17 protein-coding genes and 1 pseudogene are annotated in these 25,757 nt (G+C 36.5%); 7 read left to right on the forward strand and 11 right to left on the reverse strand.

Translation table 11 applies throughout. From position 1 onward, the window contains the following. The first annotated feature begins 665 nt into the window (after positions 1–665). From V7108_RS01450 to V7108_RS01470, 5 genes are all read left to right on the forward strand, one after another. Complete coding sequence (locus V7108_RS01450; protein WP_335567188.1) at positions 666–1,286, forward strand: hypothetical protein; 621 nt, start codon at positions 666–668, stop codon at positions 1,284–1,286. Positions 1,287–1,558: 272 nt separating this feature from the next. After that, positions 1,559–2,968, forward strand: a complete 1,410-nt coding sequence (locus V7108_RS01455) for a hypothetical protein (protein WP_335567189.1) — start codon at positions 1,559–1,561, stop codon at positions 2,966–2,968. 110 nt (positions 2,969–3,078) lie between these two features. Further along, on the forward strand, positions 3,079–3,855 hold the full coding sequence (locus V7108_RS01460; protein WP_335567190.1) for a DNA polymerase beta superfamily protein: 777 nt from the start codon (positions 3,079–3,081) through the stop codon (positions 3,853–3,855). A gap of 20 nt (positions 3,856–3,875) precedes the next feature. Continuing rightward, the gene (locus tag V7108_RS01465) at positions 3,876–5,303 is read left to right on the forward strand and encodes a hypothetical protein (protein WP_335567191.1); all 1,428 of its coding nucleotides are present in this window, start codon (positions 3,876–3,878) and stop codon (positions 5,301–5,303) included. Then, positions 5,300–6,409, forward strand: coding sequence for a hypothetical protein (locus V7108_RS01470; RefSeq protein WP_335567192.1), 1,110 nt, complete (start codon positions 5,300–5,302; stop codon positions 6,407–6,409). The genes V7108_RS01465 and V7108_RS01470 overlap by 4 nt, the downstream gene beginning before the upstream one ends. 262 nt (positions 6,410–6,671) lie before the next feature. Here V7108_RS01470 and V7108_RS01475 read toward each other — a convergent pair whose 3' ends face one another. The 10 genes and pseudogenes from V7108_RS01475 to V7108_RS01520 all read right to left on the reverse strand — a co-directional run bounded on the left by V7108_RS01475 (position 6,672) and on the right by V7108_RS01520 (position 21,842). Continuing rightward, positions 6,672–8,246, reverse strand: coding sequence for a recombinase family protein (locus tag V7108_RS01475; RefSeq protein WP_335567193.1), 1,575 nt, complete (start codon positions 8,244–8,246; stop codon positions 6,672–6,674). 104 nt (positions 8,247–8,350) lie between these two features. After that, a pseudogene (gene ablA / locus V7108_RS01480) lies at positions 8,351–9,355 on the reverse strand (lysine 2,3-aminomutase); the annotation flags it as partial. 110 nt (positions 9,356–9,465) lie between these two features. After that, positions 9,466–10,851: a sigma-54 interaction domain-containing protein gene (locus tag V7108_RS01485; RefSeq protein ID WP_335567194.1), complete on the reverse strand. Its 1,386-nt coding sequence runs from the start codon at positions 10,849–10,851 to the stop codon at positions 9,466–9,468. 56 nt (positions 10,852–10,907) lie between these two features. After that, positions 10,908–11,762, reverse strand: a complete 855-nt coding sequence (gene ablB / locus V7108_RS01490) for a putative beta-lysine N-acetyltransferase (RefSeq protein ID WP_335567195.1) — start codon at positions 11,760–11,762, stop codon at positions 10,908–10,910. A 424-nt stretch (positions 11,763–12,186) separates the two neighbouring features. After that, positions 12,187–13,608, reverse strand: coding sequence for an aldehyde dehydrogenase family protein (locus tag V7108_RS01495; RefSeq protein ID WP_335567196.1), 1,422 nt, complete (start codon positions 13,606–13,608; stop codon positions 12,187–12,189). 60 nt (positions 13,609–13,668) lie between these two features. Beyond that, positions 13,669–14,937, reverse strand: coding sequence for a peptidase (locus V7108_RS01500; RefSeq protein WP_335567197.1), 1,269 nt, complete (start codon positions 14,935–14,937; stop codon positions 13,669–13,671). 34 nt (positions 14,938–14,971) lie between these two features. After that, the gene (locus V7108_RS01505; protein WP_335567198.1) at positions 14,972–15,637 is read right to left on the reverse strand and encodes a 3-oxoacid CoA-transferase subunit B; all 666 of its coding nucleotides are present in this window, start codon (positions 15,635–15,637) and stop codon (positions 14,972–14,974) included. Then, positions 15,622–16,314 (reverse strand): CoA transferase subunit A, encoded by a 693-nt coding sequence (locus tag V7108_RS01510; protein WP_335567199.1) that lies wholly within the window; start codon positions 16,312–16,314, stop codon positions 15,622–15,624. The genes V7108_RS01505 and V7108_RS01510 overlap by 16 nt, the downstream gene beginning before the upstream one ends. Positions 16,315–16,328: 14 nt before the next feature. Beyond that, the gene (locus V7108_RS01515; RefSeq protein WP_335516904.1) at positions 16,329–17,672 is read right to left on the reverse strand and encodes an aspartate aminotransferase family protein; all 1,344 of its coding nucleotides are present in this window, start codon (positions 17,670–17,672) and stop codon (positions 16,329–16,331) included. A gap of 228 nt (positions 17,673–17,900) precedes the next feature. Further along, positions 17,901–21,842 (reverse strand): tetratricopeptide repeat protein, encoded by a 3,942-nt coding sequence (locus V7108_RS01520; protein WP_335567200.1) that lies wholly within the window; start codon positions 21,840–21,842, stop codon positions 17,901–17,903. A 145-nt stretch (positions 21,843–21,987) separates the two neighbouring features. Between V7108_RS01520 and V7108_RS01525 the strand changes: the two genes are divergently transcribed. After that, positions 21,988–23,352, forward strand: a complete 1,365-nt coding sequence (locus V7108_RS01525) for a TrkH family potassium uptake protein (RefSeq protein WP_335567201.1) — start codon at positions 21,988–21,990, stop codon at positions 23,350–23,352. 79 nt (positions 23,353–23,431) lie between these two features. Here the strand turns inward: V7108_RS01525 and V7108_RS01530 are convergent, their stop codons facing one another. Next, complete coding sequence (locus V7108_RS01530) at positions 23,432–24,406, reverse strand: S66 family peptidase (protein ID WP_335517142.1); 975 nt, start codon at positions 24,404–24,406, stop codon at positions 23,432–23,434. 290 nt (positions 24,407–24,696) lie between these two features. Here V7108_RS01530 and V7108_RS01535 point away from each other — a divergent pair, with 290 nt between their 5' ends. Then, a complete protein-coding gene (locus V7108_RS01535; RefSeq protein ID WP_335567202.1) occupies positions 24,697–25,671 on the forward strand; it encodes a nuclease-related domain-containing protein in 975 nt (324 codons plus the stop codon). Positions 25,672–25,757 lie beyond the last annotated feature (86 nt).

Genomic DNA, 25,757 nt, shown 5'->3' on the forward strand with positions numbered 1-25,757 from the left:
CAGTAACTCTTTTTTCTGCTAGCCTTTCAAATTTCTCTAATTTTTCACTCATAAAGCACCTCTAATTAATTCTAATTTATTTAAATAATAACAAAAAATGAAAAATATTCCAATATAAAATTACTATATTTTAGAAATATAGTTCATATTATTAAAATTTAATATTAAATCTACCTTATTATGTATCACAGATAATTACATTTTATTAGAAATTTATACTAAATAATGTAAAAAAGAAAAACCAATCTTCGAATAAAGATAATATTCTTTTATCTATCTATTATAAATAGGTTATGTAAAACGTCGGCAGTAGGCGCATGTTTGTACATAACAAAAGAGCAATAGAAATTCGGGATCGCACCAGCCCAAGATGGTGTCATTGAAATGTGGAAGAGACTAGATCTATATGTTTTTGCAAGTAGGTTAATGGGGTATTTGGTAGTGTTCCAATAACAATATTGGACAGGTCATCAGTATCCATCAGAACAACAAGATTACAGGCTTTTCCGATTGGCATATTACAATGATTAATTTGCAAAATTAAAAGGCAATTTTCAATTATCTTCTGCTTTATTATGTTTCCAATTAAGAACAGAGATGGTATATTTTTGATATATACTTGTGATTAAAATAGTCTAAATTGTTGATATAAATGAGGTGAAAATTTGCAAGTACACGGATTATTTGAACAGCGAGAGAATCTCATTTTCCGAAAAAGTGCCTATTTACAATGGGGAGATAGTAAAGAAGTAATTGGCAGTATTATTTTACATAATCCAGGAGGTGCAAAATTAGAAAAAAATCTTTGGAATGATTTAAATAGTGGAAAAATAACAGTTGCTGAAGGTCAAATCACACGGGATTTGGGAAAAATTAATCTTATTGAAAAAGTTATGAAAAAAGTATTTACTCCTCTTGAAGGTCGACTTCTACTTTTAAATCTGTTTAACATTGTTGAAAGCGACCCTGATTTGGCTATTGAAAAATTCCATTCAGTTAAAGATGACCCTCTTTATAGCGAACTGTTGTATCCAAATATAAGTTTATTGAGTGATATTCCTTGGATTTGGATAGCATGGACCACGAATGAAAGTCGAATCGAGGAATTGATTGAAAGAATAGAGCCACAACTAATTTCTTTGCCACACAAACGATTTATTGGTGACATCGATGAAAAGCCACACAGGAAGTTTGGTTACAGCATTAAAGCAAAATATCCTCCTATTGCTGATGTTAAGAGAGACAAACTTGCTGAGATATTAAAAAGACAAATAAAAGAATTTTAACAATATCTAAATAATAGTAACCAATCAGTAACTTAGAACAAAAAATCAAAATTCTATTACTCCGATTTCTTCATAATAATGGGTTGTTAAGCAATAAAGAACTGCCTGGACTTGAAATATTATGAGATTTTAATCGTCTTGATGAAAAAGTTGAAAACTTTGTATCTCTACAAATATAGGAAGAAAATATGAGGAATTCAATGCCTAATTTAAAAACAAAGTGTAAAGAAATTTCTGCCGTATTTATAATAATCATTTGAGGAGTGAATGAAATGGGAGTACCAATAAATAGTTATTCCTTTTTAAAATCAATATTAAATGAGTGTGCAGATGTAGACAGTTTGCAGGAATCTAAGAAATTGCTTGAGAATTTTAACCTTTTTGCATTTATTTTGTATGACCCAAAAGAGCATTTTCAATTTTATCAAAAATTAGAAAAAAGTTTTGAAACTTTGGATACAGTATCAAGTGATAAATTATTGTTTTTTACAATTGTTAATCCTCCTTCTGAATGGCATGAATATCAAGATTATTGGCAAAAGGATCCTAATAATCCATTTTTAGCTTGGTATAATGGCATTAAAACAAAGGCAAAAGATGACGATACAACAGCACACTTTATTGCTAGTCAACTGAATATTCCATTTGAGAGTTTGCCATGCATAGTTATAACACCAAACCTCAAGTTTAATAATTTCCACTGGATTTCAACAAATAAAGCTAGCCTAGAAGACCAAATTGCAACCTTAGGAAAAATCGCAAGAAAAGGTATGAAATATGAAGAATTAAATAATAGGTGGAATTTTCTACTTGATGAAATTAAGAACCCGCTTTATAAACCCCTTAATAATTTAAAAGAATCAAATATTGGTTGTAGTCTGGCAAAAGCATTGGCAGATGTTGTAAGTGCTTTTGTAACCCATACAGATTTAAAAGAAAGTAAAGAGGCGTTTATACAATTTGAAAGTGTGTTGTCAGATATAAAAATAGAAATTAAGAAAATAAAGGAAGAATTAAATAAAGGTCTATATGATTTAGATGAAGAGCAATATATTCTTGAACAGTTAGATAAATTTTATGTGGCGATAAATTATTATTTATCAACACAAAACAAAAACGAAATAACACTTCCCATTAATAAGAAATACCTTGAACATGATTCTTATTTGATGTTAAAAACTAGTTATAAAGTAATAGATTATTTGAGTGATGATGATGATTTTACTTCCTCGGTAATATGTTTAGCTAAATGCTTTGAAAATGAAGTAAATATGTCTCTTGTACATTGGATAAGGTCAAATATTGGAATAGATCTACCTACATATTTTAATAAATTCCAGTCAGGAATAAATGGCGAGATAAAATCAGGAAAATTAAAACCTAATTTTAATAAGTTGTATCGAAATACACATGATAAATTGCTACATCCCGCCTTATTTCAATCACAAATAGTTCTCAAAAAGCAAATTAATAATTCGCTACCAGATGGTTGGGCTAGAATAAATTCGCGGTTCTTCTTAGATAGTTGGGAAAACATTGCCGAAATAAGAAATTCTGCTGCACATACTGAATTAATTAACCATACAACAGCTTTAAATATGCAAGATTATATTAAGAAATTGTCGAATTTAGGTATTTTTAGTTATTTATACAAAATAAAAAAATCGTTTAAGGGTTACTAGTATAAATAACAACATATATTACATTGATAAAATGTTCCTAGGCACCTAGGTTAATTGATTTTTTAATTGTTTTTTAAAGTATTATTAGTAGTAAGAAAGGGGCACAAAAATTGTGGATTCATCCTTCAAGTAAATCATTTACTAACTACGCGCTTAAGTATATTGAAAATCCTTTATTTATGGTGGTTGCAGGGTCTAGAATGTATGGGTTTAATGATGAGGATAGTGATTGGGATGTTTATGCAGTTTTTATTCATCCAAGTATTAATTTATTTAGGTTGGAAAAACCCGCATCAGATTTTATTACACCAGAAAGATCGCTATATAAAAGAAAAGTAAGTGTTAAGGTCGAAGAAGTTGAACAGGTATTTAATAAAATAATTTGTGGTAACATGAAGACCTTTGAAAGAATATACTCCCACATAGTAACAATGCGGACAGACCATTATCATGAGATTAGAAAGCTAGGAAAATACTTTTTTACACAAAAATTAGTTGAAAATTATTTAGAAAATATAGAATTATTTTTAGTAAAGTATCAAGAACAAAAAAATATAAAATTTCTAATTTATGCACTTCGAAGTTCAATGACAGCAAATATTTTAGTTAAAACGAAAGTATTCACATTAAATTTACAACAGATTTATAAGCTATACCCAAATACAAATTTAAAAGAATTAGTTGATGCTAAAATAAATAAAAAAACATTTAATAATATTTACAATGTCTTAAAAGAAGTTGAAAAGTTGAAAACCGAAACCATCGGACTTCTCAAAAACCTACCGAAAGAAGCGAACGAAAGAAATATTAATTCTTTAAATGACTATTTAGTATCATTAAGATTACAACATATATTTTCTAAAGCTAAAAAAATTAATTTTGTTTAATTACCCTGGTGAGGTGTGTAATGAAAAGTATTAGTAATTCAATAGATGTGCTAAAACACTATTCAAATGAATTGATGTTTGAAAAAGAAACAAATTTACCATATTCCCTTGAGAGATTGATCGGAGTGCATAAAATAAAAATTGAAGATATTGAGAAAGTGAATTTGTTTGAAAAAATAAAAATCAAAGGGTTAGAAAGACTTATTCCTAAAAATAGAATTATTGTTGGGAAAGGTAAACTTAAGGATTATTTATTACCTTTGATAAATCCTGGGACATTGTTTAAAGTTGACAATTCTTATTTAGTTTTCGATGACCTTTATAAAAATAATAAGCTGAAAATCGATACTGAAACAATTTTAAAAGACAATGAACGTTTGTTATTACTAAATATTCATTTAGGTCTAGATCATACACTTATATTTTTAAAGTTAAGCGAGAATGAATTAATAAATTATAAAAATATTAATTTAATAAGCATTAAAGATATTGAAAATAAAGTGAAAAATTATAATTCATTAGTAGAGGACAGTGAAAAAATATTTAAAAATGAATTTAAGAATACATTTTTATATATTTATAAAACGTATTTAAAGGTAATAAAAACAAATGATTTAGTTAAATTTGATAGAAACGCAAGAGAAATGGAAAGGACAAAAACAAATGAAATTAGGGATTTAAGGTTTATTGTATCATCAGATGAAGCATTAAAAACATGTTATGCAACAGACCTTTTTCCAGCTTTAAATATAGAAAGTTTACAATTGTTTTTACAGAAGGCTTGTGAAATTGAGGGAATAATACTCGTAGATCCTATATTAATTAACTATTTTATTAATAATATCGGTGAAAGTCAGCAAGTTAATATAGCAGACAATCAAAGAGATTTACTAGGAGAGATATCAAACCTCCTTGGATGTTATAAAACTATTTCGTTTAATGATTTAAACTTATTTAGAGAGGAATTTAATGATTACTTACCTATTTACGAAGGTAACTGGATTTTTATTTGTCCTGAAAATATAGAAAAATTATTAAAACTTTTATCAAATAAAAAAGAGCTATATCAGGTTCAAGAGCCATATAGTCTACTTGCACTAGATATTTTTGATGATGTTGAAACGGATCTTAATAAGCAAAGAAATATAATGTACAAATTTGTTTTAAATCATGAAATCGGTCATTCAATTTATAAAAACATTTACAACTACAAGGTAAATCAATTTGAAATCATAAATAAAAATATAAAAATAGATAAGGAATCTTTAGCCGATATATTTTCATGTTTTTTGCTTCAACCTGAAGAGATTTTCTTTATCGATTTAATTAAACAATTCATAGTAGAAAGAATTGATATTAGAATGTTAGCAAATGAAGTAGTAAAAAATAGACAAAATGTAGTAAACCAATTTTCAGCAGAAGAGTTGGAAAAAGGGGAGAAAAAATGAGTCAGATTATTTGGAGTAATGCAAGTCCAAAACCATGCATAAAAAGGAATTCAGGTAACTGTATACATAAGTATGATGAAAACAAGTGCCAAAGTACATTTAAACAACATATTTGCAAACATATGACTGGCAGACTCGGTAGAAATGAAAAATGGATTCACATTGATACTGTTGCCTCAAATTTCGATAGCCAAAATGAATTAGAACAAGCATTTGAATCAGAGTCTGATTTTCCTACCGTAGAAAATCTTTACTATAAAATTAGTACAGATATTCCTCTAACTCCATTTGCAGCAGGAAGAGGATATAAAAACAACCCCAAAAATATTACCTTTTTGGGCCGCTTCCCTTATAGAGGTGTGTTAGTGGGTGGTACTGAACAAAGAGGAAATAATATAAAAATTTTTACATGCTTTAGACCAACATACGGTAATAATGATTTTAATGATTTTTTGGCTAAATGCTTTCTTTATATTGATAGAAATATAAATAATATTACTTGGATACACCCTCCTAAGGATATTATGAACCATAGTCTATCATCTTATGCCGCTACTTTAGAACGCGACTTTCAGACTCAAAATAGTGAAATGCAACATTTCTTATTAAGAGCAACTAAAAATTCTAAAAAAGGCATCTATGAATTTTTTATTTGGCTATATAAACAGGTTGAGAATTTTTATATTTTAAAAAATTCCTTACCAACAAATGAAAATATTTATATGTTTATTACTGCAACTGAATTATTAGTTAACTTACGTAATAATATAATTAGCGGAAAATCTCTAGAGGAAAATCATTATGAACAATATATATGTAATTCTATGCTCGAAAAAATAAATGGCTTTGAAAATAATGTTAAAAACTATTTGAATGATAAAAAATTATTATCAGAATTTAAATCACATTTACAAGATATCAAAAAAAAGATACAAGAAAATATTAATAATACAAATGATAAACCATTAGATAAAGGTGAAGATTTTTACTTAAATTTTTTGGATTTTGAAATAAATTTATTTAATTGTATATTAAGTGAAAAAAATCCTAATAAAAAGCTTTCTAATGCAAATTGGGAGGAAATTCTCCAATCATTATTTACTTAAATAATATTTATTTTTTAATAAAAGGAGTTGGCAGGCCAACTCCTTTTTGTTAATTAAAACTTAATTATTATTACTTACTTTATTACTTTCTTTGAGATCTCTTCATCAAATATAAAAATACTACAAACCGCTCTTAATATAAATTTAATTGTATTTCTTAACTTTTTACTGGCAAAGCAAACCATGAATAATTAAATAAATTGTTAGAGTATTAAGAAAAGCCGAATAAGAACAATTTTACGTCGATTTAAATAGGAACGTCTTAAACATATTCTATTTCAATTTCAAATGGATAAAACTTTCTTGCTGGATTCCTTGTAGATAATCTCAAAATATCGTCAGGAATAACCCTTGTATAAGTAACACTTTTTATTATGGTTTTGAGTGCCTGATTTAATGCCTCGCCTTCTAAAGAAGGTAATGCGTCTATTATTGCTATTTTAGCATTAAGAACACCTTGTATATCCTCTATTTTTGGCTTTTCTAATTCATTCATTAAAGAGTCCTTTTCATCATTTAACAGTTTTATCTTATTAATTATTTCCTGCTTTTTTAGCCTAATTTCATCAGTTGAAAAGATACCAGTCAAAGCTAAATCAATCAATTTTTTATCTTCTGCCTCAGCATTCTTAATACGTTTTTCCAACTGTTTTAAATGTTTCTGAAGGTTATCCATATATTCATTGGTATCATCTGCTTTTAAAGACTTCAGATATAGTTCAAGCAGTTCCTTTTCTTTCATTACGTCAGTTAAAACATGTTCTTCAATATGGACTAACCTGATACCGCTGTTATTGCATTTTTCTCCGTTTTCCAATAAATATTCACATTTCTTTACAAGATATCCAGTCGCACAAGATAAATCCTTTCTGATAGTCATCTTTCTACCACAACAGCCACAAATCATTAAATCCTTTAATGATGTTACACCGCTTTTTACAGCTGGTTTTTCTCGTATCATACCAGCCTTCTTTGCACGTTCTTCCCTATCCTTATTAGCTAAATCCCATTCTTTTTCTGGTATGATTGGTGGATGTGCCTCTTTTACAACAATCTTTTCAAGTGTTTCATAAACCCATTTCCCATTTCTTTTAACCTTCTTTCTATCGTTGAAAAAATTCCACCCTTTATATTTTTCATTTCTGATAATCCGCTTTATAGAAGGAAGATTCCAATGTTCTGTTCTTGAAGGTTTATAAATGCCTTCTTCATTGAGAATGTCTCGAATTTTAAAACTTCCGAGCCCTTGTGAATGAAGTTTGAAGATTAAACGTACTGCTTCGGCTTCAGGTTCATATATCTCCAATTTTTTTGTTTTCGGGTTCCTTTTATAGCCATAAGGAACACCACCACTCACGTCTAAACCTGCCCTTGCCATTTGTATTTTATTGTTCTTACTTCGCTTTCCAATGGTGCTGTGTTCATGCGAGGCAATCACACTTCCGAAATCATACAATAAACGGTCATTTTCATTATTGGCTAGATCGTACGAAGCGAAAGGTGTAATAATTGGCTTATCATAATCGACGCATTCTTGCTTTATGGTTTGACTTATTTTTCCGTTACGTGAAAGGCGTGATAATTCAACCACTAAAATAGCATCAAATTCTTCAATTCTATCTAATAATTTTTGCAATTGTGGCCTGTCTCCTAATTCAGAAGTGCCACCTGAAAGAACTTCTTCAAATGCTTCAAAAGTAAATCCATTCCTTTTAGCAAAGTCAGTTAATTGACTTCTATGATTGGCAAGTGTTTCTACATTTTCACCCTTCTTTTCTTGTGAAATACGGAGATACATAGCCAAATGTTTAATATCTCTTGCTGTTGCAACCGTCATGATGCCTTCCCCTTCATTTTTTGGTTTTATTAGGCTACCCTAAAATGGTAATTTTGATAATCCCTTGTTAATAAAGGATTTCTCATACCCCCTTTAAAAAATACAGTAGGAACGGCATAGCCGCTTGTATGACCGCGCAATCCTTCAATAATTTCAAGACCTTTGGAAACAGGTGCCCGAAAATGACCAATTCCTTCAGAAAGATCACATTGATAAATATAGTATGGTCGAACCCTGATTTTCACGAGGTCATGCATAAGCTTTTTCATAATCGGCACACTGTCGTTAATGCCGGCAAGAATGACCGTTTGGTTCCCGACAGGAACACCGGAATTAGCCAGCATTTCACAAGCCTTTTTTGACTCCTCGGTAATCTCAATCGAGGTATTAAAATGAGTATTCAACCAGATCGGATGGTATTTTTTTAAGATATTACAGAGGTTTTCGGTAATTCTTTGTGGAAATACGACAGGTGCCCTAGTTCCAATTCGAATAATTTCAACATGATCGATCTCACGGAGATTCTTCAAAATATATTCTAGGATTGTATCATTAATAAGCAGTCCATCACCGCCAGAAATTAATACATCTCGAACCTGTGGGGTTTGACGGATATAATCAATGGCTGCATCCAGCTGTTTTTTGGGTACTCCCATGCCAATTTGTCCAGAGAAACGCCTTCTCGTACAGTACCGGCAATACATGGAACATTGATTTGTTACTAGGAACAGAACCCGGTCTGGATAACGGTGGGTTAATCCAGGTACGGGCGAATCTTCATCCTCATACAACGGGTCTTCAAGATCATATTTGGTTTTATGAATTTCTTTTGAAATCGGCACAGACTGCATCCGAATAGGACAGCGCGGGTCATCAGGGTTCATTAATGAAGCATAATACGGTGTTATATTTAAGGGAATGGTTTTTGTTGAAATTCGTACCCCTTCTTCTTCATCCGGAGTTAAATGAATCACCTTTTTTAAATCATCCAATGTACGAATGGTATTTGTTAGCTGCCATAGCCAATCATTCCACTGCTCTTCACTTACATCTTTCCACAGCTCTATATCCTTCCAATGCCGATCCGGCTTATATAATGTCTGTTTCATTGTAATTCCTCCTTACCTTGCTTTACTTAGATAGTATGCAAGAATCATGCCAATAGGTAAGGTTAGGTGTTTTTTAAAAAGTAATTAAAAAAAAGCCGATATTTCGGCGGCTATTCCCTAATCTTTTTAAGTTTATATTGCAGGGTTTGTCTGGGAATCTCCAACAGCTTGGCCGCTTGATTGATGTTTCCCTTTGCCAAATCCAATGCCCGGTCAATCAATTGAACCTCAAGCTCCTCAACATTTTTTCTTAATGAAAGATTGTTCTCAACATGATCTTTGGCAACTGCCTGTTGTTTCATCATAATTGGCAGGTCTTTCATTTGAAGTACATCTTCTTCACATACATTCATCATGTACTCAATCGTATGTTTTAGTTCACGGACATTTCCAGGCCATGAATGACTCCTAAAAAAGCTTTCCACATGCTGATGTATTCCTTTTATACCTTTTTGTAATTTCTTATTAAAAAACTGAATAAAATAATGGGTCAAAAATAAAATATCCTCTTTTCGTTCTCGAATCGGCAGAAGGGAGAAGGTAAACACATTTAGGCGATAGTACAAATCGGAGCGAAGCTTTTGATTTTGAAGCGCATGAGCAGGATGGACATTCATGGCAGCAATGACGCGGACATCAACAGAAATGTTCTGTACACTTCCCACTCTTCGTACCATTCCATCCTCTAATACACGTAGCAGCTTTGCCTGTAACTCAATTGGCATTGTATGAAGTTCATCAAGAAACAAAGTCCCGCTATCTGCAAGCTCGAATAATCCTTTTCTTTCGACAGCTCCCGTATAGCTTCCTTTGGCTGTACCAAAAAGGATACTTTCTAGCAGTGTTTCGGGAATCGCTGCACAGTTCTGCGCAATAAAAGGTCCATTCGTACGATAAGAGGCATGATGAATTCCTTGGACAAACAATTCCTTTCCGGTCCCGCTTTCTCCGTATACTAGGATGGGAGAATCTGATTTTGCCAGCTTACCAGCCTCTTCTTTCATGGCTATAAAAACCGGATTTATACTCTTTAGGTCATGAAGTGTATAGGATATGTTTTTTGACGTTTTTTTCTTGTTGTTTTTATTTACACTTTTTTGTAAATCCAATAAACTTTCAGCTAATTGCTTCATTCTAGAGTAGTCTTTGGCGATCTCTACAGCACCAATGATCTCTTTATCCAAAAATATAGGAAGAGTGGTATTAATGGTATCAATTTGTTTTCCATGGATATTTACATAGACCTGTGTCTGATTATAAATGGGTTTGCCTGTTTTGATCACCCGAAGCAAGGTACTTGAATTCTCCGTTAGAGAAGGAAAGGCATCCAAAAGGTGTTTCCCTTGTACTTCCCTGACATCCATTCCATCATGCCTTGCAGCTACTTCATTATAAAAAATTGTTTTACCTTCTGTATTCACCACATGGATTCCCTCATCAATAGTTTTCAAAATGGCTGACAGAACTTCTTGGGTGAGCGCATTTAATTGGACCATCTCTAACTTCACCTCTCTCCCTATATGCCGAAAATCCGGCACCTTAAGCCGAAAAATCAGCAGTTCGCCAGATTCTTTACCCACATATTCATATTTTCAAGCTTGTCATAAATATAGCAATTATTCATTAATCGACCGCGATACTTATAACCGAGCTGGAACAGTACCGCATTCATTCCAAAGGATAAACTTCGAGCTATGGAATACGAACAATAAACACCTTTCCGTTTCAGTTCCTCCTCAAGTTCAATGAGAATTATCTTCATCAAACCATATTTCCGGTGTTCCTTTAATGTGGCACAATCGGTTAATTCTGCATTTTTATAAAATGAATTCACTTCGGCTGAAGCCGCGCTGACAATCTTCCCCTGGTAAAAGAAAACATAATAAATTGTCCCTTCTTCCATTGTCTTTTTTACATATTCTGGGTCATGTAACGGCGTCGGGTAGATTTGAAAGACTTGGCGATACAAGTCTGCAAGCTCCTCCGCGCAGTTTACAGTTGCTTTTTTTAATTCATAACCCTTTGATGGAGAGGGTTTATCAATGGGTGGATCTAATTGATAAATACTTTGAATCATATGATCCTCGGTAATCCAATGTTCATTTTTCTTCCGCTCCAACGTATAGAACTTTGAAAAAAAATGGGCATCAGAACCAAGAAAATAGCGGTCAACCACCGCTTCTGGCTGAAGTCCTCTTTCATATAGAGAGAATGTATCTTCTATACGGGCTTTCATGATTAACTTTTCTGACTGGTGCTCGCGTGCCAGCTCTTCTGCCTTTTCGAGTGCTAAATTTGTATTGCCGCGGTAATCATCAATACGGATTCTTTTATTAAAAGGATCCAGATACACTTCTAGATAAAAATTGGCTTCCTTTATATAGATGGTGGAGGCAGTTTGGTTCATCCTTGTCGCTCCAATCCTATTCATAATTAGGTAAGTCAGATTACTATGTTGGTAATTTGGTAATTTCATAGTTCATGAGGACCGTTTTTGGTGCTTTCATGTGGTTTCGGGCTTCATGAACCTTTCATGAGGACCGTATTCCCAATTCTCATGCGTTTTCGGGCTTCATGAACCTTTCATGAGGACTGTATTCCCAATCTCATGCGTTTTCGGGCTTCATGAACCTTTTATGAGGACTGTATTCCCAATCTCATGCGTTTCCGGGCTTAATGAACCTTTCATGAGGGCCGTCTCTCCAATTTCATTTGTTTTCGGGCTTCATGAACCTTTCATGAGGACCGTATTCCCAATCTCATGCGTTTTCGGGCTTTATGAACCCATTTAGCAAAAATGTCCGACTGGATATTCAGCCAGACATTTTCTTCTACTCTGTTTTAAAGCTAATAAGCTTTAATTCTGTCATTTCTTCAACAGCGTATTTAATGCCTTCTCGGCCCATACCGCTCATTTTCACTCCCCCATATGGCATTTGATCCACACGGAATGTAGGGATTTCATTAATCATGACCCCGCCTACTTCTAATTTCTTGGCTGCTTGTAGAGCTTTATGAATATCATTCGTAAAGATTCCAGCTTGTAAACCATATTTTGAATCATTCACCAGGTCGATGGCCTCGCTAAAATCACGGAAGGAATTAATATGCACCACAGGGGCGAACACCTCTTCACAGCTGACCTTCTCCTTTAATGGTACATTCACTAAAACCGTTGGCTGGAAGATTCCTTCTTCAGCGTTGCCTCCCAGTCTCAAATCGGCCCCATTGTTTATGGCTTCATCTACCCATTGCTTTGTTCGCTCCACGTCACCCCGTGTGATCATGGCAGAAATATCCGTATCTTCTTCAAGCGGATTCCCTGCTTTCAACTTTCTGGTTTCGCTAACGAATTGCTCAGTAAACTCATCAATGATACTTTCATGGACAAAAATTCTTTGGATCGAAATACAAACCTGCCCCTGATAGGCAAATGCACCGTTGACGATTCGAGGAATCACTTTATTCAGTTGAACCCCCTCATCGACAACAACTGCCGAATTCGATCCCAGCTCAAGTGTCACCCGCTTCAAGCCAGAGTGTTCACGTATATAACGCCCCACCTCAGGACTTCCTGTAAAGGTGATCATTTTTATTCGATCGTCTTTCATTAGAACTTCCCCAATTTTACTTCCACTTCCCGTAACAATATTTAATGCCCCCGCCGGTAAACCTGCAGTGTGAAAATACTCAGCTATCCGATACGCCGATAATGGGGTTTGACTGGCTGGTTTCAGCACCACACTATTCCCTGCAGCAATAGCTGGCCCTACCTTATGAGCTACTAGGTTCATAGGAAAATTGAATGGGGTGATCGCTGCGATTACACCTAATGGTTCCCGAACTGTAAAGGCAAGACTGCCCTGACCCCCTGGGGCTGCATCCATTGGAACGGTTTCACCATGAATTCTTCTCGCTTCATGTGCTGCAAAGGTATACGTCATGATCGTTCGATTTACTTCTGCCCGCGCTGCCTTCAGCGGCTTTGCTGCTTCCATAGCTATTAATCTCGCGCACTCATCAAGGTCATCTCTAAGAAATCGTGCCACTTTTTCTAATATTTCCGCACGCTCAAAAGCAGGCATTTCCGCCATCATAGTTTTAGCCTGATGTGCAGCACTTATTGCTAAACGTACATCCTCTTGGCTGGCACTTCCAATCTTCGCAAGCAGTTCCAAATTATAAGGATTTTTTAACTCATTATAAGAAGCAGCACTTCGATATTCGCCGCCGATCCACAAATCTTTTTTCATCTCCGTCCCTCCATGGTCCATGATTATATATTATACCAAAAAATACCATCGGAGGTTTTCTTATTCACTGACACCGCACCATTTCAGCAAGGTTAACGCAATGATTTTGCTAGCTGCAAACATATCCTCCAAACGGATGTGCTCATCTGCATCATGTGCTGCAGCTGTAATTCCCGGCCCAAAAACAACGACAGGTATATTTCCAACGTTCGATAGAATTCCTCCATCGGTCCCCCATGGACTTGCCTCAATCACGGGTTCTTCTCCCTTTACCTCTACAAAACTCTCAGAAAGTGTCTTCATTAATGGGTGATCAACTTCTAGGTTACCAGGAAGCCATCTTCCCCCAAACCATTCAATTTCAAGTGGATTCTCCTGAAACCATTCATCCTGTTCATTCAAATCATTCAAAACGGCAGCCATTTCCGCTTGGGCAGAGAAAATCGTTTCTTCAGGAGAAACACCCATTCTTCCTTCTATCACGGCCAAATCCGGTACAGAGGACGGCCACTCTCCACTTTGGATTTTCCCTATATTTATTGGAATAGGAATAGGTATTTTATTAAAAAGAGGATCGGTAATTTTTATATTTCGATTTTTCTCTAATAGTTGAAGTTTTTGTATCACCAGGACTGCTTTTTCGATAGCACTAACTCCTTCGTATCTGGTACCGCCATGCGCAGCCCTGCCCTTCACACGAACTCTAAACCACATTGACCCCTGCTGTTTGGGGAAAATTTTCATTCCCGTTGGTTCCGGAATGATGGCACCGTCAGCGCGATAGCCTCTCAGAACACCGGCAAGTGTGCCGGCCCCGCCGCTCTCCTCTTCAATTACACTTTGAAAAATTACATCACCTTTTAGCTTTGTTCCTGTCGCAATTATCGCCTCGATCGCCATGATGAGCGAAGCCGTTCCGCCCTTCATATCAGTGCTGCCACGTCCGTATAGCTTCCCACACTCAATATGCCCGCTAAAAGGATCGTGTGTCCAATTCTTCTCATCACCGACCGGAACCACATCAATATGCCCATTTAAAATGATAGATTTACCCCCACCGGTTCCTTTTAAAACGGCAACAACATTCGGATTACCCTCAAAGCTCTCCCGATCACAGCAGAACGCCTCATGCTGCTCTAGCTCATTTCTATTAATTTCCCAAATATCAAGCGTCAGTCCTAACTGACGGCATTTTTCAATAATAACAGCCTGTGCACTACTCTCATTCCCTCTTATACTATTTTCTTGTACAAGTATTTGTAAAAACCTCGTACCTCTAGCACGATTGTCCTTAAGCCATTGTTTGATGGACTCCTCATGGTTACTCAACCTTTTCACTCCCTCTTTTGAAGAATGGGTGAGATTAATAGATGATCTTTCGGACAGTATCACTTATGGTAAACTTACATTCTGTCTTGTTCACTACCTCTTGCAGATTATATGGTTCAAACAACTCTGTCAGCAGTAATCCTTCAGGGGTAATCTTGAATACAGCTAACTCGGTTATGATCATATCAACACAAGCTGTAGAAGTCAGCGGTAATGTGCAGGACGTGACAATTTTCGGATTTCCGGCTTTATCACAATGATTCATCAACACAATCACCTTTCTTGCTTTTTGTGCCAACTCCATCGCACCGCCCATACCAGGAACTTTTTTTCCTGGAACAATCCAATTGGCTAAATCCCCATGCTGACTTACCTGCAGGGACCCCAATATCGTGATATCGACTCTTCCACGGCGGATCATCCCAAAAGAAATGGCACTATCACAGTAAGAACCACCTTGGTTCAAGGTAACAGGAAAACCTCCAGCATTACATAAATTTTCATCTTCCTTCCCTTTCTGGGGGCTTGGTCCCATACCGGTAATTCCATTTTCAGCATGGAACAAAACCATCATATCCTTTGGCAAATGGTTCGGGACTAAGGAAGGGATACCTATACCAAGGTTAACCACCATTCCATTGTGAATTTCTTCTGCTGCCCTTCTCGCTATGGTGTTGCGAAAATCTACTCCCAAGCCCATTTCCAATTCACTCCCTTCGAAGGGATAATATGATCGACGAACACTCCTGGGGTAATAATTTCTTCTGGGTTGAGGCTGCCCAGCGGAACGATTTCCTCCACTTCGGCAATCGTGATCTCTCCTGCCATCGCCACAAGTGGATTCGTATTACGTGCACTTTTGTCAAAGATAAGATTTCCATAGGGGTCTGCCTTTTTCGCATAAACAATTGAAATATCTGCGGTTAATGCTGTTTCAATTAGGTAGTCCTTTCCATTGAGGAGGAAATGAGGCTTATTCTTGGATACGAATTCATTATCCATTCCAATATCTGTTAGGATGGCAGGAAGACCGACCCCGCCAGCTCGAATTCTTTCTGCTAATACCCCCTGTGGTGAAAACTCCACCTCAAGTTTTCCTTCATGCATAAGTCTGCCAGCAATGGGATTTGAACCAATATGGGAAGCAATAACCTTATCTGCCCTTTCCTGACTAACGAGCTTACCTATGCCGATATGAGGAAATCCGGTATCATTCCCAATAAGTGTTAGATTTTTCACCCCTTTTTCGAGGATTCCCTCAATAAGGGTTGGCGGGGTTCCAACTCCGCCAAACCCCCCAAACATTAATGTCATTCCGTTATAAAAGAGTTCTAAAACCTTGTTTAAAGTTGTTATTTTTCCAAATGGATTTTCCATCTCAACACCACCCATCAAACGTCGGATTTTAAATGCTTTGAAAAAGCTTCAAACGTATCTGTTAAAAGTGTAATTAGTTCTTTTATTTCATCCGTTGTAATGGTTAATGGCGGCGAAATAATAATGGCATCACCATTCACACCATCAATCCCTGCGCCCGCAGGATAAACAAGCAGCCCTTTTTCTTTTGCTAATGCAATGATTTTTTGGGTAACCATTGCTTTTCTAGAAAAAGGAGTTTTGGTCACAGTGTCCTCGACAAATTCAATTCCAAGCAATAAGCCTTTTCCGCGAATATCTCCGATAAAGGAAAATTGATTTTTTAATGCGTTCAGCAGATTTTTGAGGAGGTCTCCTTTGGATTCTACCTCACCGATAATCTTATTTTTCTCCAAGTATTCTAGTACAGCTAGGGAAACAGCACAGGATTGCGGATTTGCACTTAAGGTGTGCCCGCTCATAACCACTTTTGTTCCGGCTAGTATTGGCGCTATAACCCTCTCACTTGCAAGTGCAGCTGCAATTGGAGCATAACCGGCCCCCATTCCTTTCCCTAAAGCAACAATATCAGGGATAACTCCCCACTGTTCCATTCCTAGTACAGAACCAGTACGCCCAAAACCAGTCATAACCTCATCTGCAATAAAAAGGATGTCGTGTTCTTCACAGATTTTTTTAATAGCCTTAAAATAATCTTTCGGAGCTGCAATTGCTCCGCCTGCTGCACCGATTACAGGTTCTGCAATAAAAGCGGCGATATGGTCAGCACCTATCCGTTTGATTGCCAGCTCTAACTCCTGAGCACAAAGAAGACCGCAGGAAGAGGACTCAAGACCATAGGGGCAGCGGTAACAATAAGGGGGATTGATGACTGGGAAATCCTCAAGCAGCGGAACAAAACGGGCCCTTCTTCCGGTATGGCCGGACAGTGATAGTGCTCCCAATGTAATTCCATGATAGCTGACCCACCTGGAAAGAACTTTCGTTTTCGTGTGGATCCCTTTTTCCTGCCAATATTGAATCGCCATTTTCATTGCTGTTTCTACCGCTTCCGAACCACTGTTAACAAAGAAGCACCAATTCAAGTCCCCAGGAGTTATTTCTGCAATTTTCTTTGCCAGCTTTTCAGCGCTTTCACTTGTAAATTGCGAGCGGTACACAAAGGAAACTTTCTTTGCCTGTTCTTGCATCGCGTCGATAATTTCAGATACACCGTGCCCTATATTAGCGGTTACAGCCCCTGAGGCACCGTCAAGATATTTCTTGCCTTCACTATCATACAAATAAACACCTTTGCCATGGTGAATCACTGGCAAGGTTTCATCGAGTAAAGGTTTGATTAGATATGTGCGTTCCAACCTGACACCACTTCCCCTTTTAGTTCATTGTATGAGTTAGGTTTTTAATACTTTCATCTTTTTAAACTAAAAAGCGGAAGCACCTTGTTCAGCCCCGACAAGCGCTGGAGGGCCTGTGGATGAAGTCATGCTTTTCGACTTCATCTGCAGGACCGAAGCGACCTCGAGGGGCTAGGTGCCGGAGCTGGATTATATAAGAAAAAACAGATGCGCTTTTGCACATCTGTTTCAGTGATTTAGTACCAATGCATTTTCTAAATGACTGTTCGTACGTTCAAGCTCATCACAAATGTCAGCATCATAGGGATGGTATTCCTTCCCTTTTTCAAGGACATCTTTTGCTTCAAGATATCTGCCCTGTCCATTAAACAAACGGCCTAACTGTAAATGGACACTTTGTTCGAAAGGATTTTCCTTTAAAATCTTCATCATCATATCTTCCGCTATCGTCGTTTCTCCCATTTCACAATGAATATAGGCAACCAAATAAGAAAGGTGCGTGTCCTCAGGATCACTGTTTAATGGCCGTTCAAATAGTGGAAGTGCTGAAATGTAATCCTCCTTGTTCAGGTAAATCATTCCCAGCTGATAGGCAATTCGATCGTCCCAATGACTTTTTAATGCTTTTTGCAGAATTTTAATTGCGTCCTCAACCAGTTCAAAATTCCCATAAAATCGTGCAAAATGGCTTACTGCTGAAAAATTATCTCCATTAAATTTAATAGCTCTCTCATAAAGCTCAATGATGGAGCCAAACAAGTTTATTTGCTTGGTCCGATTTTTTAACTTACGGACAAAACGACCAAATACATTTCCTTCTTCTTCATCCTCCCAGCTCATTTCCATAATATACTGCTTACTTGCCTCGGCTGCTAATAAATACCTTGTACTCTTATCCTTATTTTTTTCATCTAGTTTTGAGAGAAAAACGGGCAGTCTTGACCATTTACTGGATGCAGCGGTATAAGCAATCAGTGTTCTGTAAATCTCTTCATTATCAGGGTCCTTACTTAAAAGCAATGTAAGGATGGAGGCAGCCTTTTCCCACTTTTTTGTTTTAATATCAATCTTTGCCTGATGGTGAAGCAGTTCTGAAAAATCAGGGCTAAGATTGAGTGCGGCAGTTACCTTTTCCTGTTCTTGGTCGATTTCCCCTAGTGCACCATGTATATATCCTTGTGCGTCCAGTCTCCAAACTTCATTAAGATCTTTCGGCATTGATTGAAGCTGTATAAGTAATTGACGATTTCGATCTTCATCCAAAATCATCGTCAAATATTCTATATTTACGCTAAGAGGTGAAAAGTCCAGCAGACTGAGGAGATATTCTCCTTCTTCCTCAAAATCCCCTTTAGCCGCTGCTATTTCTGCTAGCCGCAAATAGGCAGATTCGAAGCTGGAATCCAATGATAAACAATTTTTATATGCTTCAGAAGCGAGCTCACTTGCTCCGTTTTTTACGTACACTTCCCCCATTCGATAATAGGGAAAAGCATCTTCTCTAACCTCTATAGCAGCTTTATAACAATTGAGTGCAAGTGAATAGTGCTGTCTAACCTCATGCAAGGTTCCCTGATAGCATTTGTAATCAATCAAACTAGGAAACTTAGTAAACTGCTGCTCTAGAAAATTTATCGCACGACTTACAAAAGGTGTCTCTTCCACTATTTTTACATATAGATCTAATGCTTCATGAAGATTAGAATGAATACAGCATATACCTCTCTCAATTAACTCTAAGGATTCTTCCAGAGCCCAGTCCGCTATTATACGCCCGCCATTAATCAGAAATTCACTATCCTCTTTAAATCTGTCAGAATGGGTTTTAATAAATTGAATAGCCTTTTCTTTACTTTCCTTACTCCCAATGATTTCAGCCAGCCCGATATAGGCAAACACTTCCTCTGGAAATAAATTTATACTTTCTTGATAACTTTCAATAGCCTTATCGATTTCCTCATGTTCACGGTAGAAATCTCCCAGCCGAACCAAAAGCAAAGCAGAAGAAGCCGCATTTAAACCTGATTGTAATATTCCCTTCGCTTTTTCTGGATCTCCAACCTCATATTCATAAAGATCAGCGGCTGCAAGAACAGCATGAGCTAAATGGTTTTCTAGCTTTACCGCCATTAAAAATCCGCGCAGCGCCTTTCTTATTTTTCCAAGTTTCTGGTCAAGACGTGCACGTTCATACCAAGCATGTCCATCAGTCGGTAAATCACGAATAAGTTGATCATATATCTTCCGTGCACCCACATACTCGTGCTTCTCAATTAACACCGCGGCATGATTAATACGGACAAATCTTTCTTTCGGAGCAAGCTCCATGCTAATAGAAGAAAAATAATCTGCTCTCTTTACATCACCAGAGTAAAGGTATGCGAGAGCGAGATAACTCCATGTATAGTATTGATCGGGATCAAGCTGCAAAGAATTTCTAAAAGAATGAATCGCGGCCTTCATATCGTCAAAGTAAAGCGAAATTCTACCATTGAGAAAATGATAGAGTGGGCTGAACGTTTTCATTGAGGTTTGTTTTAACTGCTCTCTTGCCTTTTCCATCTTATGTAGACGCACGTATGCCTGGACTGCGTGCAGATTCATAAAGTCATTTTGGGGATATATCGCCAATAACTTATCTGCACATTGAACAATGAAATCACTATATTCCTCAAAGGAGAAATGCTTAACAATATAAATAAGAGAATAAGGAACATCGATGTTAGCCTTTAAGAATTCTAGAAAAATCTCTTTATATGCCTCTTCGTCCTCTTCCATTTTCTCCCCTAACGCATGCAGCCTGCGAAAATACTCATCTTCTTCCTTTGATAAAAAAGAGAGTTCATGGGCTCGATCATTTGGAACAAAGACGATGGACATATAACATGTTGAAACATTTGCCTTTTCTAGATCACTGGCTGTCATATACATCGGTTCTAACAAGTTAGGCTCCTGTATGTGATAAAAGTCGAACCTGCTATCATACCCTGTCATGACTTGAACATGGGAAGAATTCTCAAAATCAACACTTAAAAGAATGGGAATATTCTTTTTCAACAATTCTTGATATATTTCCTTATTTCCAATAAAGTATCGGCATTCATAACCGTTTTCTTCCAGATACGCAACAGTGGTCGACAGCTTTGAACCTGTAAAATTGAATATATGATGAGCAATCTCATCCTGGTTGATGTCCTGACCATAAAAAGTCAAGATCATTTCTAAGCTTGCAGGAACACAATAATTACTTTTTTGAATAATAGGTTTTATCGGCAGCTTACTTAATTCACCCTGTTCATTCTTTAGAGTAAAAAGAGTGTTCACTCCTTTTTCTTCCTGGGAAAGGCGGGAAAAATCCATTAAATTGTAGTAAGCGATTTTGGTTAAGTAACGGAAGTATTTTCGATAGGAATGCTCTGGAATTTTTTCATTCAATTTTTGGATTATTTCAAGCATTTCTGTCATGTTTCCAAGGTCATGGCAGCGTTTTACTTTTTCCAGCATGAAGGCCGGCGTTTCAGGGTAGATCTTCTCTCCCTCCTTAATAAGCTCTAATGCCTCCATTATTTGTCCATTTGAAGCTTTTAAATCAGACAATAGTAAATAACAGATTCTACCTTTTTCCGGATGATCCAACCCTTGTTGAAAATATTCCTCCGCTTTCCTTCTGTTTCCAATCTGCATGAATACATATCCCATTTTGTCGGGCAGCGGGAGGGCAGCCTCTTTTACTGTTTCAAGCAGCTTCTCTGCTTCGTTAAATCTATTCATTTCTAGCAGACAACGAATCTTACAAAAATAAAGACGCTCAATCTCCACAGGATTGAATCTATCATCTTGATTCTCCTTGATTGTTTTTGAAATGAGGTCGTCTGCTTCTAATATCTTCCCGTTGTCAAGAAGTTCCTCACAGTACCAAGTAATAGTTTGTATAGAAGGAAAACGGCGATAAGCATAGCGAGCAATAAAAGAGCTATATTGGTACATCAAAAAATGATCAGTCAAACGAATCAATACTTGAAATTCTTCAACAGAATGAATTTTGTTTAGCTCCAGCTTTAATTCTGAAAATCGCATTGTTTTAAAAAGATTTATTTCATTCCTCACAAGTTCTAAAGCCTGATAAAACTTCTTCTGGTCATATAATGATTTCAGCATTTCAATATCCATAGTCTCCCACCTCTCGTTGGCTTCCTTCGTCCTGATATGCTTAGCATATAGAAAAATGGCAGAAAATTCTAGTAGGAAAACATCTTTTACTTTTATACACCGTTCATATAAAATTACAGGTAGATTTACATAAGGGAAGGATCAAATGAACATAAAAAATAGGTCTCTATTAAAAAAGAAAGAATTATCAACGATTCAATTAATCGTTATTTTTTACTTATCCGCACTCATCGTCTCTACCCTGCTGCTGAAAATACCTTTAGCACATCGCGAAGGTGCTGCGATTAGCTTTATCGATGCCTTATTTACTTCAGCAAGTGCTATAAGTGTAACAGGTCTAAGTGTAATCTCCTTAAGAGATACATTTAGTAATTTCGGAATTTTTCTCTTGTGTATTATTCTCCAATTAGGAGGCTTAGGTGTAATGTCCCTCAGCACCTTCGTTTGGGTGATGATTGGGAAAAAGGTTGGATTAAAAGAACGGCAGCTGATCATGGTCGACCAAAACCAATCTAACTTAGCAGGATTGGTACAGCTGGCAAAACGGATATTTATTATTATTGTTTCATTTGAAATCATTGGCGGGATTATTTTAGGATTACGCTTTTTAAATTATTTCGAAAGTCCCTTTGCAGCATTTAAGCATGGATTTTTCGGCTCAATTAGTGCCACGACGAATGCCGGATTTGATATTACAGGGAATTCATTAATTCCCTTTAGTGATGATTACTTCGTTCAAACTGTGATTATATTTTTGATGATCATTGGGGCAATCGGCTTTCCTGTTATTGTCGAGGTATATGAATTCTTCTTGAGTCTAAAGGTTAAAAAAAGGTACCATTTCACTTTATTTACGAAATTATCGACAGCTACCTTTGTTATTTTAACGGTTGTAGGAGGCCTGGTTATTTATTTACTCGACAGCCATTATTTTTTTGCCGGAAAATCTTGGCACCAATCCTTGGTTTACTCGGTATTCAATTCCGTCACAACCAAAAGTGCAGGTTTAGCGACCATGGATTTAAATGAATTCACACCGAGCAATCAGCTTTTTATGTCTGTGTTAATGTTTATTGGCGGTTCCCCTAGCAGCGCCAGCGGCGGAATCCGGACCACAACCTTCGCAATTGTTTTATTGGCGATTTTCTATTATGCACGCGGGAAAGGCTCTATAAAAATATTTAGAAGAGAACTGCATCATGAGGATGTTATCAAATCATTTATAGTGGTTTCTACAGCTGCGATACTCTGTTTAGTCTCCATCTTAATTCTCTCCATTACAGAGAATGGTACCGTCATTCAGGTTATTTTTGAAGTTTCTTCTGCATTTGGAACCAATGGATTATCAATGGGATTAACCCCCGAATTAACCACATTCGGAAAAATACTAATTATCCTTTTGATGTTTATCGGAAGAGTAGGGATTGTTACGTGTTTATTGATATTAAGAGGCAAAGATCCAAGCCAGGAAAAGATTCATTTTCCTAAGGAGAAAGTGACGATAGGGTAAAGAGCAGAAGAATGATATGCCCCGTAAATGTTAGACACTCTACTAATTTACGGGGCATATCAGAATTCCCTGCTTTTTTTCATGTGTAAATTGTTATGTTAGTGGACAATCCTTTTCCAGAAATGGCTGCTTGTGCTCCCATCGGAATAGTGGCTATAGGTTGAACATGTCCAAAATTAACATTGGCTATTACCGGAATATTCCTTAGTTCCTGTTTCGATTCGATAATCATTCTTAATGCTGCTTCCGTTACGTTGGATGCATTTTGAAACCTGCCAATGAGAATCCCTTTGATTCCCGAAGCATCAGGTAACTGCAATAGCGACTGAAGGACGCGGTCAAAGGAATGAATATGTGCTTCATCGTCTTCTTCAATAAATAGAATGGAATCCTTAAGTGAAGGCATGTACTCTGTTCCCTGCAAAAGGTGAAACGTGCTTAAATTACCGCCAATCAGTGTTCCTTCTGCTTCGCCTTCATTAATGACCATATAGTTTTCCTGTTCAACAAAGGTTCGTTCCTCTTGGTCCAAATACCACTTATCATCACTCCAAACAGCTGAAGGATCCACTTCATATGGTGCGTCATTCGTAACCGCTTCTAAAAAAGATTGAAGCGTGTAATCTATGCCATGTTTAACACCGAACGTTGAAAAAAACGGCCCCGAATACGTGATCAACCCCGTTTTTTTGTAAATGGCAGCGCTCAATGCTGTTATGTCGCTATACCCACAGAAGACCTTCGGATTTGATCTGATTAGTTCATAATCTATATGGTTTAATAATTGGTTCGCATGATAGCCGCCGAGCGCTGTTAAAATCCCTTTTACACTGCGATCTCTGAATGCCTCATGTAGATCTTCCAGTCTTTGTTCAATCGATGTGGTGAAAAATTCATCATGATCTTCAACATTTTTTCCAAAGGTTACTTTGAATCCTAACTGGCTTAAACGCTCTTTCGCTAATTCCACCTGCTTCCCTTTGACAAGTGCCATACTCGTCGATGGCGCAATCACCCTAATTTCATCCCCAGGGGACAATCTATTTGGCAGCATTATATATGTATCCTCCTTTTTATATAGTTTATCAAATTGGGGGGAGGTATTTGTAGCGTTCCGTGCGCATCGCAGATAAATTTCATTTATCGCAGATATATTTGGATTTACGCAGATATAATCGGTTTACCGCAGATATATCGATATTTACGCAGATATCCTTCTTTATTCGAAAGTTACCATTTATGCGAAGACACAAAATAGACAATATCCGATAATTTTTTATAGTATTCGACAGGAAAATCAATAATTCCACCGAACTATTTTACTTGCAGAAAGGAATGATGAGATTGATAGGAAAATTACGGTCCATTCCGTTAAAAATATTAATATTAAGAGCTTTATTAAGACGACTTCCCAAGAACCATTCAAAACGAACGCAAATTGCAGAGGAACTTTCGGGGAGAGAAGCCGGTTACCAAAGTGAAGAATACCTTGATACCCAAATTCAACAACTCCTTGGCAGCAAATACATTATTTTTCACGATTTGAATTTCTCTGAAGGCAAATCCACCTATCAAATTGATAATCTTCTTATTTCTCCACAATTAGCACTTATTATCGAAGTCAAGAACATGACTGGAGTATTAACCTTCGATTCTGAAAACGACCAGTTTTATCAAACAGTTGGTGAAAAAATAAAGGGATATCAGGATCCGGTTTCTCAGGTCCAAAGACATCAATCCTACATAAAGAAGCAATTAAAGGAAAATAATTTCCCACCCGTCCCTGTTGATTATCTTATCGTTATCAATAATCAAAATGCAGTTCTCAAATTTAATGGAACGCCTTCCGAAGTAAGAAATCGCGTTTGTAAATCCCACAGTTTCGACAGAAGACTACCTCTAATTGAGAATAACTACACAGAGCAATTCCTCACCGAAAAAGACCTCCGAAAACTTAGCAGGCTACTTTTGAAAAAGAACACCCCACCAACAAATTACATTTTGGAAAAATATGATATTAAGCTAAGCGAAATATCGATAGGTGTACTTTGTCCTGAGTGTTACCACCACCTGCCAATGCTCCGTAAGAGGAAGCAATGGTTTTGTTCTTCTTGTAAAAACTTCTCGAAAGACGCTCATATTCTAACTTTCCAGGATTACTTTTTACTGTTTAACACGAAAATTACAAATCAGCAGTTTCGAAGTTTTGCTAAATTGAGTTCAGCAGACACCGCTGGTAGAATCCTGCGTTCTTCCAATCTGATTATTACTGGAGCTAACAAAGGACGGTATTACCATCCTGAAAAAATCCCATGGTAATGCAGTAACGCAGATATATTTTGATTTTCGCAGATATATCCGATTTATCGCAGATATCTGCTTCCACAAACAAAAACAAACCCGCT

Origin of the sequence: Neobacillus vireti (assembly GCF_036962345.1) — a bacterium.
Taxonomy (GTDB): Bacteria; Bacillota; Bacilli; order Bacillales; family Cytobacillaceae; genus Neobacillus; species Neobacillus vireti_A.